Source organism: Thiobacillus sp., from assembly GCF_013693775.1.
In the GTDB taxonomy this organism is placed as follows: Bacteria; Pseudomonadota; Gammaproteobacteria; order Burkholderiales; family Thiobacillaceae; genus Thiobacillus.
This window is the reverse complement of sequence record NZ_CP059257.1, coordinates 1,556,023-1,574,040: the sequence shown is the minus strand read 5'-3', so window position 1 is coordinate 1,574,040 and position 18,018 is coordinate 1,556,023. Positions and strand designations below refer to the sequence as shown.

Below are 18,018 nucleotides of genomic sequence, written 5' to 3'. Positions count from 1 at the left end.
CCGGGCGATGCGCTTCGACCGCGTGGCCAGCCTGCTCGCCGAACTGTTTCAATCCACGCCCGACCGTGAGGCCGGGCGATGCATGCGTATCAACCATGACGCCGTCCGGTTCGTCAGTTTCAATCCACGCCCGACCGTGAGGCCGGGCGATGCGTTCACAGCCAGCGTGCCGCTGTAGCTCGTGTGGATGTTTCAATCCACGCCCGACCGTGAGGCCGGGCGATGCCAATCCGCTTTTTCCACCACGGTCTTCTCCCTATAGTTTCAATCCACGCCCGACCGTGAGGCCGGGCGATGCCTTTCCACCGTCCAGCATCTCGGCACCGTAGACCGGTTTCAATCCACGCCCGACCGTGAGGCCGGGCGATGCACGGCGATCATGGCGCTGGGGATGCCGTTGAGCTTGTTTCAATCCACGCCCGACCGTGAGGCCGGGCGATGCGCGGGCAGACGAGCTTCATGATTGCCCCTTCATGTTTCAATCCACGCCCGACCGTGAGGCCGGGCGATGCCACCCGCACCATTGATGAGGCAAAAGCGCTGACGATGTTTCAATCCACGCCCGACCGTGAGGCCGGGCGATGCGTTGAGGTGAAAGGAGTGGCGCCTTCTGACGAGGAGTTTCAATCCACGCCCGACCGTGAGGCCGGGCGATGCGTCGACACCCTTGCGCAGTCGATGCAGGGCAACGAGTTTCAATCCACGCCCGACCGTGAGGCCGGGCGATGCGAAGCTATTGCGCGCCCTTGAGCACCACGCCGCTGTTTCAATCCACGCCCGACCGTGAGGCCGGGCGATGCCGCCCGATCAAGTGGGGTACCTACCAGTACGCTGAGTTTCAATCCACGCCCGACCGTGAGGCCGGGCGATGCGCGTCCAGATCGACCAGGAAGATCTGGTCAAGTTTCAATCCACGCCCGACCGTGAGGCCGGGCGATGCTCCAGCGCCCCGGCCGCGAGTTTCAGCCGGTACTCGTTTCAATCCACGCCCGACCGTGAGGCCGGGCGATGCCTATGCTCTCGATCATCTCCGCCGTCGACGACGTGTTTCAATCCACGCCCGACCGTGAGGCCGGGCGATGCGGGTGTGGACGGCCTTGAACTTGAGGCCGGACTCGTTTCAATCCACGCCCGACCGTGAGGCCGGGCGATGCGTGATGTTCGGCATCATGGGTATCCGCCTGTTCAAGTTTCAATCCACGCCCGACCGTGAGGCCGGGCGATGCACCAACGACACCGGTTGTTTGGATGATGTCCATCAGTTTCAATCCACGCCCGACCGTGAGGCCGGGCGATGCTGCTTTGGTCGGCTGGGTGTAGCCGTACAGCTTGCGGTTTCAATCCACGCCCGACCGTGAGGCCGGGCGATGCATGCTTTCGTTCATTGAATGGCCTTGTTGCGGGTGGTTTCAATCCACGCCCGACCGTGAGGCCGGGCGATGCTCGTCTTCCTTGGCGACGAGATATTTTCCGATTGGTTTCAATCCACGCCCGACCGTGAGGCCGGGCGATGCGCCTATGCCGGCGACCCAGGCAAGGCCGACGGCTGGTTTCAATCCACGCCCGACCGTGAGGCCGGGCGATGCGTCGCGCCCAACATCAGCGGCATTCTGGACACCGGTTTCAATCCACGCCCGACCGTGAGGCCGGGCGATGCGATCGACTGCTTGTTGGAGAGATTCCTTGCTCATGTTTCAATCCACGCCCGACCGTGAGGCCGGGCGATGCACAGATTCGATTTCGATGCGGATGGCGTTCATGGTGTTTCAATCCACGCCCGACCGTGAGGCCGGGCGATGCACGCAATCGCTGCCGTGCTCTTGGCGGTATCGAGTTGGTTTCAATCCACGCCCGACCGTGAGGCCGGGCGATGCGGTTTGATCCTGCTGAGCTCGGCGGCCTGCTGGATCTGTTTCAATCCACGCCCGACCGTGAGGCCGGGCGATGCATTCGGTATCCCGCAGCCCGACATCGCCAACTTCGTGTTTCAATCCACGCCCGACCGTGAGGCCGGGCGATGCAATAAAACCCGGTCAATCAGATGGCGATCGGCCGGTTTCAATCCACGCCCGACCGTGAGGCCGGGCGATGCTCTACCGCGGCAACGTGTTGTTTGCGCGGCAAAGCGAGATCAGTTTGCGCGAACCTACGACACGAAGCAATTCGATAGGTGCCGCCACGGTTGGGATGGGTTCCAGATTGTTAAAGAACAATGAGTTATCGCACGCGCGAAACACTGGGGTTTACGCCATCGATTGGGGTTCGCGCGTCATATGACGAGAGGGCCTTCAAAATCCACTGAACGGAAACAACCATGTTGTTTGACACGCAGTTCGATTGGCTCGGTGATGCGGTAAAAACGTAGGTTGTCCTGCTTCAGATCGATCTCGGCAAGAAGTTCGCGTTCGAATTGCTCGAATTGCATTTCGTTGATAGTGCATTCGAACACTGACTTTTGTACGCGCTGGCCGACACGTTCGCAAGCCTTGGCGATGCGGCGCAAGCGTTTCCGCCCGGCGGCGGTTTCCGTGGATACGTCGTAGGTAACGATGATGAGCATGATTATTTGGCCAGAAATGGCAGATAGCTTTCCATTTCTCCGCGCAGGGCGCGTGCCATGAAACGGGCCTGGATGAAGGGCAACAGGGCAAACGGTAGCCTGGATTCGGTGAGGGGATGCGTTATCTCTTCCTGCTTGCGATCCTGCCAGGCGGTTACGACAGTACGACGGCCCCGATCGTTAAGCATGACTGCGCCGCCCTCTCGCAGGTCGAAATCGTTTTCTCCGATCTGCCCCCGATTGATGAGAGTAAGGGCCAGCCGGTCGCACAGGATGGCCCGGAACTCTTCCTGCAAATCCAGTGCAAGAGCGGCCCGGCCTGGGCGCACGGCGTGCAGAAAACCAAGCTGCGGATCGAGACCGCAAGCTTCGAGGGCTGAACGACAGTCGTTCATAAGCATGGCGTAGAGAAACGAGATCAGTGCGTTGAAACGGTCGAGCGGCGGACGGCGGGTGCGTCCATTGAGCTGGAAGAGGGTGCGGAACGCGGGTTTGACGATGAGATTGAGCACTTCGAAGTAACCGCGCGCGGCCTCTCCTTCAACGCCGCGCAGTTCGTCCAGCGTGCCAGCAATGGCTGTGGCACGTAGCGAGGCGGCCAGATTGTCGGCGGTGCGGGAAAGTCGAGCGGCCTCGGATTCGTCTTCCGCTTCGCGCGCGCCGCGCAGCAATACGCTGCGGCTGTTCTTCAGCTTGCCGGCCACGCAGGCGCGAGCGAGTTCGAGCATGACAGCAGCGTCGCCCGCAGCACGATGCTGGGTCTGGCGCAGCAGGATATTGCCGGAAACCGGACCTTCGAGCCGGGCCTTGAAGCGGCCCGAATCGTCCAGCAGCACCAGCGATTTGCCCTCGTCGGCCAAACGGTGCATGAGCGCAGGCGAGACCATCACATTGCCGAAGCAGACCAGCCCGCCGACATGGTGCAGCGGCACCTGGAGTTTNTTCTCGCGTTCGACGTCGATGCGCACTGTGGAGTTTTCCAGGTGGGCGTAGGCCTGGGGCGTCATGACGTACAGCGTGTTCTGGATGGTATGCAATTTATTCCTCGGGGTTGAAGAGATTGCGTTTCAGTATGCTTTGCCGGGTGTGGTCGGAAACGGCTTCGGGCTGGCAAATGTCCTTCAGTGAACATTCCTTGCAGCGTGAGTCGTTCACCGGAGGCGGCAGCCTGCCAGACGCGAGCATGGCGCGGATCGCTTCAGCGGTTTCGATCACCAATTGCCGCAAGGCAGGCGTAATCGCCACTTCGCGCCGCCGGTGACTGCTGGCGTGGAAGATCGCGCCCTTGGGCACCAGCCGGCCGAGCATGTCTTCGAGACACATCGCCTGCGCAGCGAGTTGCAGGTCATCGTGCAGCTTTTGCCGCTTGGCACCATGCTTGAACTCCACGGGGAACACCGTGCCGTCGGGATGAAACTCGACCAGATCGGCCTTTCCGATGAGATTGAGGCGGTCGCTCCACAACGGAAGCGCTCGTTCAATACGCACGCCTGCCTTGGTTTCGTAACCGGGCGTATCGACCAGATGGTGCACCGCCTGTCCACGCGCCGTGTGAATATTGTCGGCGAACGCCTGCTCCAGATGAATCAGCCCGCACTGTCGCGGACAATAGGCCCAGTGCTGGAGCGCGGAGAGGGGAATCGGGTCTGTCTCGGTCATGCCGTGAGTGCTACCATTTCATCCAGGCCATATTTAAAGGAGTTGGTCATGGCAGCGATTTTGAAAGAGCTTGAAAACCAGGCCTTGCAGCTTTCTCCACAAGAACGCGGCGAGCTCATCCACCGACTGATCGTCAGCCTGGAAGGGCCGGCAGAAGATGCGCCCGAAGCCGTCGCCAAGGCCTGGGACGAGGAGATCGCCCAGCGCGTGGCGGAAATCGATGCGGGTACTGCCGTGTTGATTCCGCATGAGCAAGTCGTGGCGGAAATTGATGAAATGTTGAAGAAGGCGAGCAATTGAGACTTCTATGGCAGCAGCAAGCTCGTACCGAGCTTCGCGAAGCCATCAGATATTACCGTGACGAAGGTGGCCTCAATATTGCGCAGGATTTCCATAACGCCGCCATGCGAGCCGCAGGGCGTTTGCTCGAATACCCGGAACTGGGCGTTGGGATCAAACATGCCTGCCGGCGCTTCAACTTGCACGATTATCCTTACAGTCTGATTTATCGCGTCNACCCTGTTGCTATCACTATCGTCGCGGTGGCCCACCACAGCCGCCGCCCGGGGTATTNNTGGGCGGGGCGGCGGTAGCCTTTAAGCCTTGCGCATCAAGGTCACGCCTGATGGCATAGCCGTCTCGTTTACCGTCACCTCATAGTCCGCGAAACTGCGTGGTGCGGTCACACCATCTTTCATGCGCGGCTGAATCCGCTCGAACAGCGCATACGCCGGCGCATTGCCCAGCTCAGAATCGTGCTTGAATACATAGAGACCACGGGTTGCCATTTCGCCACGTGCAGCTGAGCGGTCATGCTCGAACATCTGTGCGAGTGACTGCCACAACAATTCCAGATCCTCGTCCGAGAAACCTGTCTGTTTGGCGAGGAAGCTGGAAACGAAGCCGTGTGCGGCATAGAGGCCGTAAGGCACGGTGTGCTTGCGGCCCATGGTGCGGTTGTCACCGTCCTGTTTTTCAGCCTCGGCCTCGGTCGCCACTGCCATGCGGGTGATCGAATGCTCCTGAGCGATGATGGGGTCGACCGAGCGCGCGAATGTCAGCTGCACCGGCCCGCGCACTTGACCGCAGTTAACGCCAGTAGACATGACTGCGCCGAAGGTGCGTACGTCGAAAAATTCTTGCACATCCAGTCGCGTGCTTCACCGACGGCATCGCCACCCTTGCGTTTCTTGTCGTCGCCCTTCAGCAAATCCGCTTTACCAATGCCTTCGTAGGCGCGCTCGTGGGTCTTGTTGAGGATGGCCTTTTCCTTCACGTAAATCTCGTAAGGCGGTTGCTCATTTTTGACCAGTCCAACGAAGTTACGCACCTTGCGTTTGAGCGACACATCAGTGACCAGACCATGGCCGGTTTCGGCATCCAGGCGTGGCAGGTTGCCGGCGTCAGGGTCGCCATTGGGGTTTCCGTCCTTCACATCGAATAGCAGTACGAAGTCGTAGCGGTTGGTCAGGCTCATTGTTTTTCCTCCGGGGTGGATTTGGTAAAGAAGGCTTGGCGTTGGTGGTAGTAGCCGAGGGCGAAACGCCCCTGATCCTGTAAGGGAAGCTGACGCGGAAAGTCGGCGACTTCACCGAGGATTTCGCCAAGCAGCTTTTCCATTTGTGTGGTGCGACCGGGCGAGAGCTTGCCCATGTGATGGTTCTTCAGACGCAGCAGCGTGGTGAAGACTGAAACAGGCGTGCTTGATGCAGCACCGTAGTAACGGTCGCGGATCGTTGCATTGAGTCCAGGGCTGGCTTCCTCCTGGATTTTTTCCAGCGCGGCGAATAGTCGCCCTAGCCGGTAGGCCGGATTGGGATTGGACAAGTCGAGCATGGGCAGGAACTCCTTTTCTTGAGTTTTGCGGAAGCGTATCCAGCGGTTGAGGCTGGCTTTGATGGTGGCGGCGCGGGCGTATGTCGGCTTTTGTTCGGCTCGGCAGCGTGAAACGGCCAGATTGAACATGGCCGCCGGGTAGGGCAGGCCTTCAAGAATGGCGCGCATGATTTCGCCGCCCAGATTGGGNGGAATGTTGTCGGCCTTGTTGAGCAGCGCCAGCCCGGCGAGCAGGCGGAACAGCGAAAGGTGTTCTGGCTCGTAGTCGGCGTGGACGACGGCCAGATCGTCGAAATGCTGCTTGATGCGGCGGGCCAGTTCAAAAGCGGTGGCGGTTTCCCAGAATCGGATGCTGATGCGTGCGGCGTTGGGGGCGAGGCCTAGCACATGAAAGCGCGTCTCCAGCTTACCAACCGAGAACTTGCCAGTCTCGACGGCGGAATACAGGGCTTTTACCGCATCGACGTTCCTCTCCGGGTTGTCCTTGGGTGGCTCGCCGAATAGGTCGACCATTGCGTTTTCCAGGTCGTGGGGCTCCTCTGCCCAGAATACAATCGAGGTATCGCCGACCTGGATGCGTTGCTTTGAGGCCAGCAGATGATTCAAAGCTGTCGTGTAGGCGAAGGAGGCCTGCAAGCTGACCGGCGCGTTCTCACCGTTGCGCTCGCGCTTGCCATAGGACTCGAACGCGCGAGCATTGAAGGAAACGATGTTGCACCCGGCGGGCTGTCCGCCCCAGACGCCCTTAATGACAGATTCGTTTGGCGCAAGCGGCACGTTAACTTCACCGGTTACCAGACAGTTGCCGCGTAGATCGCTTCCGGATTGCGAAGCAATCAGGGCCGATTCGTATGTGCTACGGACGGCAGGGCGCAAGTGAACGCTTTCCACGTCAGACACGAGGCGAAAGATCAGAACCGGGTCACGCTTCTCGAAATCCTCCTTGGCTTGAAAACGTTCGATCAACGCACCAGCAGCTTCCGGATGGTTTTGCAAGTTGACACAAAACCGGTGAACTGCGTTGACACCCGGNTCGTCAAGCTTGCCAAGCCAAACATTCAGCGTATCGATGAAACTCGCGAGTTTGGTGCTGCCCTTATTGCCTGCGCCCAAAACGAAACTGGCATTGTCCCAGAGCAGGTTGGCGTCTTTGCCGCTATTGGTGTGCTTCATTGCCTGTTTGCCGATGGCGGTCACCAATTTCTCGCTCGGCACGGTCTTACCTTTCTTTTGCTCGCCGAGGGCTTCCAGATTGACGCACTCGCCTTGCTCGTCGAGCACGACGACGTAATCGACGCCACGGCGCACCCAGCCCTCGCGGGGCAGGTCTTCCGACCGTTCGTAGTAGCGATTGAGCGCTTGCAGAATCATCCTCGCACCTCCTCGCTGTCCCAGGCCGGGATGGCCACCGCGCCGTTTTCCAGCCGCGCACGGAAAAAGCGCGGCTGTGGATCGGCTGGATGGGAAAAATCCAGGTCGTGCAGCATGAAGCCCAGATCGCGCGTCTCATCGATGGGCGTGGCTTCGTCATCAGGCTTGGCCACCAAGCGGAAAGCAGCGGCGAATTCGCGGCAGCCGAGATAAGGCTGGTTGACGCACTGACCTTTGCTGGCCCGGCGCTCGAACATTTCGTGGTACTTGGCGGCATTCGCCTGCGGATCGCGCGCAGCGAGAAACTCCAGGTCGGCGTGCACCCGGTAGGACACATCGCGGAGAAACAGGCCGGCGCGCTGCTGGCGGTCTTCCTCAATGTAGAGACCAAGATCGCCCTTGCCCGATTTCATTGCTGTCTCAACGTTGCGGGTGGATACCACACTGGCCACCTCGTTGCGCCGCAGGTTGATCCAGCGGATGGGTTTCATGACTTCGATCTTGCGCACATGCCAGCGGATCGCCGGTTTCAGNAGAATCGCCTCGAAGCATGCGCGCGCGGCGGATGGCGTCATCATGTCGTAGCTCACGCGCTCGACTTTCATTTCCGGGCGGGTAAAACAGGCGTAGGGGCCGGAGAGCTCCAGGCAGTAGGTTTTCATTTGTTCTCCATGCTGAAATTGGCCCTACACATAAACAATGAAAATGAATACAAGCAGGGCATACAAAGCATAAAAGCGGTCCGTCTGAGTTTCAGTTACGAGCTTACGTACCTCGCGAAATATTCCAATCCAATTCATGTTTGCCTCCGAATGACCGAAGCAATGTTAGTGAACCGCTTTAGACGCTGGGGATCAAAATGTTTTAGTCATTGCACTCTCATTTTGCGTACACCTAAACAACAAACAGCCCCGCGTTACTGAGTTGACCGTTGGAGAGTAAGCCAAGTTTTGCGTCATAAAGCAGATCACTCACCTGCACATACAACCCCGGCATGATTTCCTCAATGTCTCCCTGATTCAGCAATGGCAAAGCCTCATTTCGACGCAGGTTAACGGTGTAGCGTTGCAACTTGCGCATCAGCCAGCGTTCCGGGCCGCTCTTACGCAATGTGGCGAGCCATTTGTCTATGCTGTCGTCCTGCCCATCCGCACCCCGGTAGCACACGACGATGGGTACGCTGTCTTCATCGGCAATCAGGCGGAATTTGTCGGCGGCACTTCTGAAGTTGACGGCAAGCGTGCTGCCTTCGACTTCCAGCAGCTTGCAAATGCCTTCTTTGTCGAGTTGGCAGCCGAAATACAGGCGATCGAAATACGCGGCAAAGCGGGCACGGGTCAGCGGTTGCTCGGTCACGCCGTGCAGCACGGTTCTGCAGGCGTTCTCACCGGTCAGCAGCAATCCGCGTGGTGCGGGTTTGGGTGGGATGAAAACGACGACTTCGCCTTTTTCTGCCAGACGTCCTTCGCGGTTGCAACGTCCTGCTGCCTGAGCGATGGAGTCCAGCCCGGCAACCGCGCGGTACACGACAGGGAAATCCACATCGACGCCTGCTTCGACCAGCTGTGTGCTGATGACGCGTGTCGGCACGCTGTTCTTCAAGCGTGTCTTGATGTCGGAAATGACCTGCGAGCGGTGCGCGCCGCACATCAGCGCAGACAGATGCAACGTGCCTTGCGGCATCTTCTCCCAGAGGGCGCGCGCATCCTTGCGGGTATTGACGATGGCAAGCACGGAATCGTGATCATCCAATTCTGCCGCCAATGTCGGCCAATCGGTCGGCGTGTGCCAGTCCGCAGGCAAGCGTACTTCGACACGTTCCAGCGCCGTGTAGAGCGCGTCGGGGTCGTCGATGATTTCGCGCACGTTGTCGAGGCCGCGCAGGTTCTGGCGGGCGTCGAAGTATTCGCACGTGCTCAGGGCAGGTTGCGTGGCCGTGGACAAGACGACGCTGACGCCGTAATAGCGAGTCAGGAGATTGAGCACATCGAGGATGGGCTGCAGGAATTCCGGCGGCAGCAATTGCGCCTCGTCAAGGATGACCACGGAGTCGACCAGGTTGTGCAGCTTGCGGCAGCGCGAGGTACGTGCGGCGAACAGCGACTCGAAGAACTGCACGTTGGTAGTGACGACAATGGGCGCATCCCAGTTTTCGCAGGCTAGGCGGCTGGCGCTGTTTTCGCGGCCGGGCTCGGATTCGGCGTTGCTGTGGTGTTCGATGATCGCCTCGCCGAAGATGGCGCGGAAGATGTCGGCTGTCTGCTCGATGATGCTGGTGTAAGGGATGACGTGAATGACACGGCGTTTGCCGTGCGTGCGGGCATGTTCCAGCGCGAAAGCCATGCCGGAGAGTGTTTTGCCGCCGCCGGTTGGGACGGTCAGCGAAAACAAGCCGGGTGCCAGCGTGGCCTTTGCTCGGCACTGAGCCAGGATGTCAGCGCGCAGTGTATTGACTGGTGTGGGCTGGACGTGTGCGGCGAGTACCCGTATGTGGGTATCGAATAGTGGTGCCAGTTCCTGCAATGTGGGCCACTGGTTTCGCTGCGCGAAGCGTTCTGGATCCATGTAACGCTCGGTGTCGAGAAAGTCGGCATCGACCAGGGCGGAGAACAACATGCGTACCCATAGTGCGAAGCCGTTCTTGCCGCCGGGAATGGCTTGTAAATCAGGCTCGAAATTGCATGGATCGAGCAATTCGGCGGGTGGGCTTTCAGCCAAGGCTTCATTGAGTTCATCGCGGCTGGCGGCGGCTTCCAAGCGTGCATCCAGCCCGCCGAACCAATCCGACAATCCAGCATGATGCCCAGCAATCACATACGCCAGCACGCGGCCGGCCGGGCCGAAGCGGTCGCATGCCAGCAATGCGCCCGCGGTCGAGTGCGGTGCTTTACCTGATTCGCCCTTGATGTGGGCGTCAGCCTCGAAGCCACTGGCAAGTCGGATGTAATTCTGGAAACGCTGCCGATACTTGCCCAGATCGTGCCAGCGCCCGGCAAGCTGGGCCCACTCCGAACCGAACGTTCGGGCGAATTCGGCGGCCAGTACGCCGACTTCATTCAGATGGTCGGCCAGATCGTGAGGCGGTCGCCAATTGCCGTCGAAATCCTTGGCGGCATGTGCGATTGGAAGGCGTTTGTCCATGGCGGTCATGCTACCCACCTCCAGGCCCAGAACCTGAGCCTCCCGTTTCTCCTCGCCAATATTGGCCCGCAGCCGATCCCAACAGTTTNTTGATGGCCTCGCGCAGGTCTTCGGGCTCCACCACTTCGACGTCAGGCCCGTACTTCAGGATGTCCATCAGTAGTTCACGGTTATCCGAATACGGGATACGCAATTCAAAGCGCCCGTCATCCAGCCAGCGGCCTTGCTGTTGCGGATGCCAGGTTTCTTCCGCGACCCAACGGGCGCGTTGGACGGTGAACACGAGCACAGCGGTGGCGCGGGGCGTGCCGGCGAAGATGCCATAGCTGCTGGCGAGTTCGCGGTTCAGGGTGGATTCGGCGATGGTCTTGGCGGGTTTGGTCAGCGGATCGACGGCGCGGATGCATTCGACGGCGAAGATGCGCAGGCCTTTCTTGTCGTGGCACCAGGCGTCGAGGTACCAGTTGTCGCGGTAATGGGCGAGGCGCTGGGGCGAAATTTCGCGACTGCTAGTGGCATCGCGGTCGCGCGCGTAGTAGTCGATCCGGAGCCGCTGGCGCTGTAGCACGGCGCCGGCGATGGTCTGGAAGTGGTGCGGGTTCTTGCGCCGGGCAGCCATGCTGAGCAGGCGGATGCGTTGCAAGGCCTCGCCTGCGCCCAGATGCTGGCCGGACAGCAGGGAATCGATGCGGCTTTGCAACGGCCGCAGATGGTCGTCGAGCAGGCCGGGCTCGAGGTTGGCGAGCAGATGTTTCAGGGTGACGAGAGCAAGTAGTTCGTCGGCTGTGAACCACAGGCCAGGCATGAGGTGGCGGCCGTCGGCGGTGTCGTAGCGGTAGCCGCCAAAGTCTTGGTCATGGACGAGCGGCGCACCGAGCTTGTCGCGCAGGTCGGCGATCAGGCGGGCGAGGGTGGAACGGGCGAAACCATGCTCGCCGATGAGTACGGCGCGCGATATGCCGGTGCGTCGCCCATCCAGCAGGCGGTGCAGGCGATAGATTTCGTCGAGTTTGCTCAATCGTGCCGGTTCGCTTGTTGATTTTTTCTCCGCGTATCCGGTGTTGCAGGTTTTTGTTATGTGGCGTTAGTGTCGTGCAATGTACGGGACGCCGCAAGTGTCGTTCTGTTACAAGTGTCGCAACCCTGCTGACGCTGTTCAAGTTTTATGCCAGATTTAAACCGGGTCTCACTTAACCAATCTGCTCATCATGCACCACGCTGCCAAGCCTGTCGGCACCCGCATCTGCCTCATCCGCCATGGCGAAACCGGATGGAACGTGGAGAAGCGCATCCAGGGCCACACCGACATTCCGCTCAACGAGACCGGGCGGGCGCAAGCGCTGGCGATGGCATTCAACGCGGCGCATCATCGATTCGGCGCGATCTACAGCAGCGATCTGTCGCGGGCACTGGAAACGGCACGGGTGCTGGCCCAGCGCGAGGGCCTGGAGGTGAAATGCCTGCCGCAACTGCGCGAACGGCATTTCGGGCTGTTTCAGGGGCTCACGGCGGCAGAGGGCGCCGAACGGTATCCGAAGGCCTATGCGCACTATGTGGCGCGCGATCTCGACTACGATTTCGGGACGGGTGAGTCGCTGCGCAGCTTTGCCGGGCGGGTGGGCGAGGCGATCGACTGGCTGGTGCGGCATCACGGCGGCCAGACGATCGCCGCGGTCAGCCATAGCGGCGTGCTCGACGTGATCTACCGTCGCGCCACTGGCCGCCCGCTGAATACGCCACGTGATTTCACGATCCCCAACTGCGCGCTCAATTGGTTTCATTTCGACGGGCAGGGTTGGCATCTGGAGGCCTGGGGCGACCGCCATCATCTGCACGACGTGCTGACGGAACCGCCCGAATGAACGCGCCGGTCTACTGGATGGTGCTGTTTCGCCACGGCCACAGCGAATGGAACCTGTCCGATCGCTTCACCGGCTGGGCCGATATTCCGCTGACCGAAACCGGCCTGGCCGAGGCGGCCGCGGCGGGGCGACAGCTGGCGCAGGCGGGTTACGCCTTCGACGAGGTGCATGGTTCGGTATTGCAGCGCACCCGCCAGACCGCCGCCGCGCTGCTGGCAGCGATGGGCACGCCCGGGGTGCCGTTGTTCACGACCTGGCGCCTGAACGAGCGGCATTACGGCGCGCTGCAGGGTATGAACAAGCGCGAGATCTTCGCCACCTGGGGCGAGGCGGCATCGCGCCGCTGGTGGCGCGGCTATTTCGAACCGCCGCCGCCGCTGTCGCGCGACGACCCGCGCCATCCGCGCTTCGATCCGCTGTATGCCGCGCTGGCCNCCGGCGACTTGCCCGCCAGCGAGAGCCTGCGCGATTGCCAGCAGCGCATGCTGCCGTACTGGAACGACGTGCTGGTGCCGCGCTTACGTGCAGGGCGGCGCCTGCTGGTGGTGAGCCACGGCAATACGCTGCGCGGGCTGGTGATGCATCTGGATGCGCTGGATGCGGTGGCGATGGAGCGGGTGGAGATTCCGTCCGGGGTGCCGCTGGTATACCGCTTCGACGCGGCGGGGAACGTGCTCGGGCGCGAGTGGCTGGCGTTGCCTGCGTCAACGCCGTCGTGATTCAGCCCAGTCCCAGATCCTGGGCCAGCCCGGCGTGCATGATATGGCCAGCGTGCACGTGCAGCCCGGCCTTCAGTCCGGCATCCGTATCCAGTGCGGCCAGACCCTGTGCAGCCAGTGCCTGGACGTAGGGCAGGGTGGCATGGGTGAGCGCGTCGGTGGCGGTGCGCGCCACCGCGCCGGGCATGTTGGTGACGCAATAATGGACGACGCCTTCGGCCACGAAGAACGGCGCACTGTGGGTGGTGGGGCGAGAAGTCTCGGCAATGCCGCCCTGGTCGATGGCGACATCCACCAGTACGGAGCCGGATGGCATCTGCTTCAATAATTCCCGGCTGATCAGCCGCGGCGCATGACGTCCCGGGATCTGGGCGGCACCGATGACGATGTCGGCCTGTGCAAGAAACGCCGCAATCGCCTCGGGCGAGGAAAAGCGCGAGGCCACCCGCGCACCGAACAGCGTTTCGGCATGCGCGAGCTTGTCGGCCTGGCGGTCGATCAGCGTGACCTGGGCGCCCAGCCCAACGGCCATGCGCGCGGCGCTCATGCCGACCGCGCCGGCGCCGATGATGAGCACATGGGCGGGCGGTACCCCGGGCATGCCGCTGATCAGCTTGCCATTGCCGCCGTGGGACGTGTGCAGGCCCAGCGCACCCATCTGCGGCGCGAGCCGCCCGGCAATGTCCGACATCGGTTGCAGGAGCGGCAGGCCGTCGGCGGGGTTGCTCACGGTTTCATAGGCAATCGCCGTCACGTCGCGCGCCCTCAGCTCTCGCGCCAGTTCCGGTGCGGCCGCCAGGTGCAGATAGCAGAACAGCAACTGGCCTGCGCGCAGCAGCGCCACTTCGTCCGCTTGCGGTTCCTTCACTTTCACCACCAGATCGGCGGCATAGACTTCGGCCGCAGTGTCAGTGATGACCGCGCCGGCGGCACGGAAGGCATCGTCGTCGAATCCCACGGTGGCGCCGGCACGCGTCTCGACGCTCACCCGGTGCCCGGCCTGGGCCAGTACCCGTACACCCTCGGGCGTGAGCGCCACCCGGTATTCGTGGTTCTTGATTTCCTTGGGAATGCCGATGTGCATGGCGAGCCTCGTGCGGGATGGATAATCTGCAGCATAGTCAAAGCCACACCGCGCCAGAAGTGCCGGCTTTATTGCACCGGTGCGGGCTCGGCGCGGCGTTCGAAGCGGTAGTACGCAGGCGGAACGTGTTCGAGCCTGATCTGGCGTGTTCCCCAGGCGATGGCCATGCGGCCGACGCTGCGGTAGGGACCGATCATCGACGGCGCGGCTTGCACCTCATAGAGTCCTGGCGTGAGCAAGCGCGCCGACAGGGTCAGGCCGCCGCCGCGGGTATCGTGACGGATGCCGGCAAACGGGCGCGCCAGCGGTTCGCCGATGAAAATGCCCTGTCCCGGCATCTGCACGCTTTTCCAATAGGCCTCGATCAGCGTTTCGCCTTGCAGGTAGTGCGCCATGACAATGCCGGGAACCGGAAACTTGGCGGGGAAATTGCACGGCTCGACCACCGCGCCGTAGCTGCCGGTGGCGCCGGCTTCCAGCCAGCGCAGGCTGCTCATCTGGCCGCCGCCGAACAGGTCGCCGCCGGCCGAAGTGAGATGATCCGCGATGGCGCCGGGCAGGAAACGGTTGCTGTCGATGCCCGCTACCTGAGCCAGTCCGGTGAAGTAGAACATCACGTCGGGCTTGTTTTCGAGGGCGTTGGCTTCGACGATGTCGGTCGGCATGACGGACTGCATCAGCGCGCGCACGGATGCGTAACCGGCGGCACGCACGTTGCGGTTCTTGTCATTCGTGCTGACGAGGTAGGCGGTGCCGGCCGGATTGCTGCCGTCGGACGCCACGCCGCGGTCGATCAGCTTCTTCGCTTCGGCCACACTGGCAGCGGCCAGGCTCATGGCCGGGCGCATGTGGTAGGCGGCATAGGGCCGTGTCACGCTGCTGTTGAAATACGGGCTCGGCTGCGTCGGTTTGCAGCTGTTGGCACACCAGGCGGGATCGAAGCCGAAGGCGAAGGCGGACGTGATCGACATGCAGTCCACCCGGTAGGGCTGCGCCCAGGTCAACGCATAAGCTTGCACGTTCTTCGGCGTCTTGCGGTCGACAAGACGCTTGAGGTTGACGAATTCCTCGCGAGAGAGCGTGCTGCGCCTGGGCTTGAAGCGCACGTGGATCACATTGGCCGCGGGGATGCCGCGCTTTTCCCGGTAGTACGCGGCGATCGCCACGCTGTCGGGATCGTCGTCGTTGACGATCACGCCGAGCTGGTCGGCATCGAGGCCGGGTTGCGGAAAATGGGTCAGGACCGGCTCCGTCGGCGCGGCATGCGCGCCGGCATGCAACAGCCACGCCGCAACGACGGCACGCGCAAACCGCATGGCCGTCAGGCGNGGCGTTGCACGCATTCCCGCACCAGCACCGGGCCGCGATAGATCAGGCCGGAATACAACTGCACCAGCGACGCGCCGGCATCGATCTTTTCGCGCGCATCGTCGCCCGAGAGGATGCCGCCGACGCCGATGATCGGCACTTCATTCTTCAGATGGCGCGCCAGTTCGCGCACCACCCGGGTGGATGCCGCACGCACCGGCGCGCCGGACAGGCCGCCAGTCTCCTCCGCATTGGGCAGGCCGGCGACGGCATCGCGCGCGATCGTGGTGTTGGTGGCGATCACCGCGTCGATGCGGTGCATCATCAGTAGCGCGGCGATCGCGGCGATCTGTGCGTCGTCGAGGTCGGGTGCGATCTTCAGCGCGATGGGGACATATTTGCCGTGCCGTTGCGCCAGCTCGGACTGGCGCAGCTTGATTGCTGAGAGCAGCGCGTCGAGCGCCTCGTCCTTCTGCAGTTCGCGCAGGTTCTGCGTGTTGGGCGAGGAGATGTTCACCGTCACGTAACGTGCATGCGCGTAGACCTTGTCGAGGCAGCTCAGGTAATCGTCGACCGCATGCTCGTTCGGCGTGTCCTTGTTCTTGCCGATGTTGATCCCGAGCACGCCCTGGAAGCCGCTCGACTGGACATTGCGTACCAGATTGTCGACCCCAAGATTGTTGAAGCCCATGCGGTTGATGATGGCTTCGGCCGCGGGCAGGCGGAACATGCGCGGCGTGGGATTGCCCGGTTGCGGGCGCGGTGTCACCGTGCCGATCTCGATGAAGCCGAAGCCCAGGTCGGCCAGCGCGCCGATGTGCGCGCCGTCCTTGTCGAGCCCGGCGGCAAGGCCCACGGCATTGGGAAAATCGATGCCCATCACGTGCACGGGCGTTCCCGCCGTGCGCGGCAGCAGCTTCAACAGGCCCAGTGCGTGCGCGACGTCGAGGCTGGCGAGTGAAGCCGTGCGCGTCTTCGGGGTCGAGCGAGAAGAGGGCAGGCCGGATCAGCGGATAAAACATGGGATCAGGAAGCGGAATGGGTGGAAAGGGGGCGGCGGGTGGCTGCCTCGACCGAACCGGCCGAAAGGTCGTCGAACACGGCCTGGTCGAGGGCTTTTTCGCTCTTGGCGACGATGCAGCTCACCGCACAGTCGCCGGTGACGTTGGTCACGGTGCGCATCATGTCGAGCAGGCGGTCGACGCCGATGATGAGGGCGATGCCTTCGACCGGCAGGCCCACCTGGCCGAGCACCATGGTGAGCGTGACCAGGCCGACCGCGGGGATGGCGGCGGTGCCGATCGAGGCCAGGGTGGCGGTCAGCACGACCAGCAGGTAATCGGTGAATTCCAGGTGGATGCCGTACACGTTGGCGATGAACACGGTGGCCACGCCTTGCATCATGGCGGTGCCGTCCATGTTGATGGTGGCGCCCATCGGCACGGTGAACGAGGCGACGCTGTTCTTCACACCCATCTTGTACTCCACCGTACGCAGCGTGACCGGAATGGTGGCGCCGGAGCTGGCGGTGGAAAAGGCGAACGCCGCCGGGTCGCGCATTTTTCTCAGGAAGGTGAGCGGATTGAGCGAGGCCAGCAGCTTCAGCAGCAGGGGATAGACGCCGAAGACCTGGAGGGCCAGCGCGCCCGTCAGGGTGAGGAAGTAGGCGGCGAGCGGCAGCAGGATGTCCAGGCCCTGGCTGGCGAAGGTGCGGGTGATCAGCGCGAAGACGCCATACGGGGCGAGCCGCATGATCCATTCGACCATGTGCATGATGACCACATCGAGATCGCCGAAGAAATTGAGCACATGCTTGCCGCGTGCGCCGGACATCGTCACCGCCACGCCGAACAGCAGCGCGAACACGATGATCTGCAGCATGTTGCCTTCGGCCATGGCTGCGACCGGGTTGGTCGGCACCATGTCGATCAGCACCTGGGTGAGCGGCGGCGCCGGCTTGCCGGTGAAGCTGGCGGCCGTGCTGCCGGCATTGAAGCCCTGTCCCGGCCCGACGATTCCCGCCAGTGTCAGCGCGATCGTGACGGCGATCGCTGTCGTGGCCAGGTACAGCGCCAGCGACTTGATGCCGATGCGGCCCAGCGCATTCAGGTCCGACAGCGAGGTGACGCCGGCCACCAGCGACACGAACACCAGCGGCACCACCATCATTTTCAATGCCGCCACGAAGACCGAGCCGACCACATATAGCAGGCCATCGACCAGAACCAGTTGCACCCAGTCTGCCGTCCCCAGCCGATTGAGGATGACGCCCAGCACGATGCCCGCGAGCATCGCGATCACGATCTGGCGGGTGAGGTGGCGGGATCCGGGCGCGGGCATGCGGTTCAGTGCAGTTTCGACATGGCGCGAGTTTAACAGGGCAGCGCCACGAAGCTGTCGCAGAGCGGGCGGGCGATGTTATCCTGAACTTACGCGCGCTTGTGCGTGTCTGTCTGGTCCAATGCCAACCTTGTTTGT

At 62.0% G+C, this 18,018-nt stretch carries 14 protein-coding genes, 2 pseudogenes and 1 CRISPR repeat array (1 of these 17 only partly in view); of the genes and pseudogenes, 4 read left to right on the top strand and 12 right to left on the bottom strand.

What is annotated here, in order from left to right; translation table 11 throughout:
• Positions 1 to 2,092: direct repeats of the CRISPR family, unit length 37 nt; unit sequence GTTTCAATCCACGCCCGACCGTGAGGCCGGGCGATGC; it reaches 1,602 nt to the left of the window's first position.
• 177 nt (positions 2,093 to 2,269) lie between these two features.
• The 3 genes from cas2 to cas4 all read right to left on the bottom strand — a co-directional run bounded on the left by cas2 (position 2,270) and on the right by cas4 (position 4,219).
• Complete coding sequence (gene cas2, locus HZY77_RS07790; protein WP_296820392.1) at positions 2,270 to 2,560, bottom strand: CRISPR-associated endonuclease Cas2; 291 nt, start codon at positions 2,558 to 2,560, stop codon at positions 2,270 to 2,272.
• Between the two features lie 2 nt (positions 2,561 to 2,562).
• Positions 2,563 to 3,597 (bottom strand): type I-C CRISPR-associated endonuclease Cas1c, encoded by a 1,035-nt coding sequence (cas1c, locus tag HZY77_RS07785; RefSeq protein ID WP_296820390.1) that lies wholly within the window; start codon positions 3,595 to 3,597, stop codon positions 2,563 to 2,565.
• Between the two features lies 1 nt (position 3,598).
• On the bottom strand, positions 3,599 to 4,219 hold the full coding sequence (cas4, locus tag HZY77_RS07780; protein ID WP_296820388.1) for a CRISPR-associated protein Cas4: 621 nt from the start codon (positions 4,217 to 4,219) through the stop codon (positions 3,599 to 3,601).
• Positions 4,220 to 4,267: 48 nt separating this feature from the next.
• Between cas4 and HZY77_RS07775 the strand changes: the two genes are divergently transcribed.
• Positions 4,268 to 4,519 (top strand): addiction module protein, encoded by a 252-nt coding sequence (locus tag HZY77_RS07775; protein WP_296820386.1) that lies wholly within the window; start codon positions 4,268 to 4,270, stop codon positions 4,517 to 4,519.
• A complete protein-coding gene (locus tag HZY77_RS17785) occupies positions 4,516 to 4,812 on the top strand; it encodes a type II toxin-antitoxin system RelE/ParE family toxin (protein WP_363154526.1) in 297 nt (98 codons plus the stop codon). The genes HZY77_RS07775 and HZY77_RS17785 overlap by 4 nt, the downstream gene beginning before the upstream one ends.
• A 3-nt stretch (positions 4,813 to 4,815) precedes the next feature.
• On the opposite strand, the pseudogene cas7c reads toward HZY77_RS17785, so the two are convergent.
• The 5 genes and pseudogenes from cas7c to HZY77_RS07745 all read right to left on the bottom strand — a co-directional run bounded on the left by cas7c (position 4,816) and on the right by HZY77_RS07745 (position 11,585).
• Positions 4,816 to 5,696 (bottom strand): annotated as a pseudogene (gene cas7c, locus HZY77_RS07765) (type I-C CRISPR-associated protein Cas7/Csd2).
• Positions 5,693 to 7,426, bottom strand: a complete 1,734-nt coding sequence (gene cas8c, locus HZY77_RS07760; protein WP_296820382.1) for a type I-C CRISPR-associated protein Cas8c/Csd1 — start codon at positions 7,424 to 7,426, stop codon at positions 5,693 to 5,695. The pseudogene cas7c and the gene cas8c overlap by 4 nt, the downstream one beginning before the upstream one ends.
• The gene (gene cas5c / locus HZY77_RS07755; protein WP_296820380.1) at positions 7,423 to 8,088 is read right to left on the bottom strand and encodes a type I-C CRISPR-associated protein Cas5c; all 666 of its coding nucleotides are present in this window, start codon (positions 8,086 to 8,088) and stop codon (positions 7,423 to 7,425) included. Before cas5c ends, cas8c begins: the two co-directional genes overlap by 4 nt.
• Positions 8,089 to 8,320: 232 nt before the next feature.
• Positions 8,321 to 10,576 carry a CRISPR-associated helicase Cas3' gene (gene cas3, locus HZY77_RS07750; RefSeq protein WP_296820378.1) on the bottom strand — a complete coding sequence of 752 codons (2,256 nt, stop codon included), beginning with the start codon at positions 10,574 to 10,576 and terminating at the stop codon, positions 8,321 to 8,323.
• Position 10,577: 1 nt separating this feature from the next.
• The gene (locus HZY77_RS07745; RefSeq protein ID WP_296820376.1) at positions 10,578 to 11,585 is read right to left on the bottom strand and encodes a WYL domain-containing protein; all 1,008 of its coding nucleotides are present in this window, start codon (positions 11,583 to 11,585) and stop codon (positions 10,578 to 10,580) included.
• Positions 11,586 to 11,775: 190 nt separating this feature from the next.
• On the opposite strand from HZY77_RS07745, the gene HZY77_RS07740 reads away from it, so the two are divergent.
• Together HZY77_RS07740 and HZY77_RS07735 are read left to right on the top strand one after the other, a co-directional pair.
• Positions 11,776 to 12,429 (top strand): histidine phosphatase family protein, encoded by a 654-nt coding sequence (locus HZY77_RS07740; protein ID WP_296820374.1) that lies wholly within the window; start codon positions 11,776 to 11,778, stop codon positions 12,427 to 12,429.
• Complete coding sequence (locus tag HZY77_RS07735; protein ID WP_296820370.1) at positions 12,426 to 13,148, top strand: 2,3-bisphosphoglycerate-dependent phosphoglycerate mutase; 723 nt, start codon at positions 12,426 to 12,428, stop codon at positions 13,146 to 13,148. Before HZY77_RS07740 ends, HZY77_RS07735 begins: the two co-directional genes overlap by 4 nt.
• Position 13,149: 1 nt before the next feature.
• Here HZY77_RS07735 and ald read toward each other — a convergent pair whose 3' ends face one another.
• The 4 genes and pseudogenes from ald to HZY77_RS07715 form a co-directional block, all read right to left on the bottom strand.
• Complete coding sequence (gene ald / locus HZY77_RS07730) at positions 13,150 to 14,232, bottom strand: alanine dehydrogenase (protein WP_296820368.1); 1,083 nt, start codon at positions 14,230 to 14,232, stop codon at positions 13,150 to 13,152.
• Between the two features lie 68 nt (positions 14,233 to 14,300).
• A complete protein-coding gene (locus HZY77_RS07725) occupies positions 14,301 to 15,575 on the bottom strand; it encodes a TIGR03790 family protein (protein WP_296820365.1) in 1,275 nt (424 codons plus the stop codon).
• Positions 15,554 to 16,562 (bottom strand): annotated as a pseudogene (locus HZY77_RS07720) (quinone-dependent dihydroorotate dehydrogenase). The gene HZY77_RS07725 and the pseudogene HZY77_RS07720 overlap by 22 nt, the downstream one beginning before the upstream one ends.
• Positions 16,563 to 16,566: 4 nt before the next feature.
• Positions 16,567 to 17,880 (bottom strand): dicarboxylate/amino acid:cation symporter, encoded by a 1,314-nt coding sequence (locus tag HZY77_RS07715; protein WP_296820360.1) that lies wholly within the window; start codon positions 17,878 to 17,880, stop codon positions 16,567 to 16,569.
• Between the last annotated feature and the right edge of the window lie 138 nt (positions 17,881 to 18,018).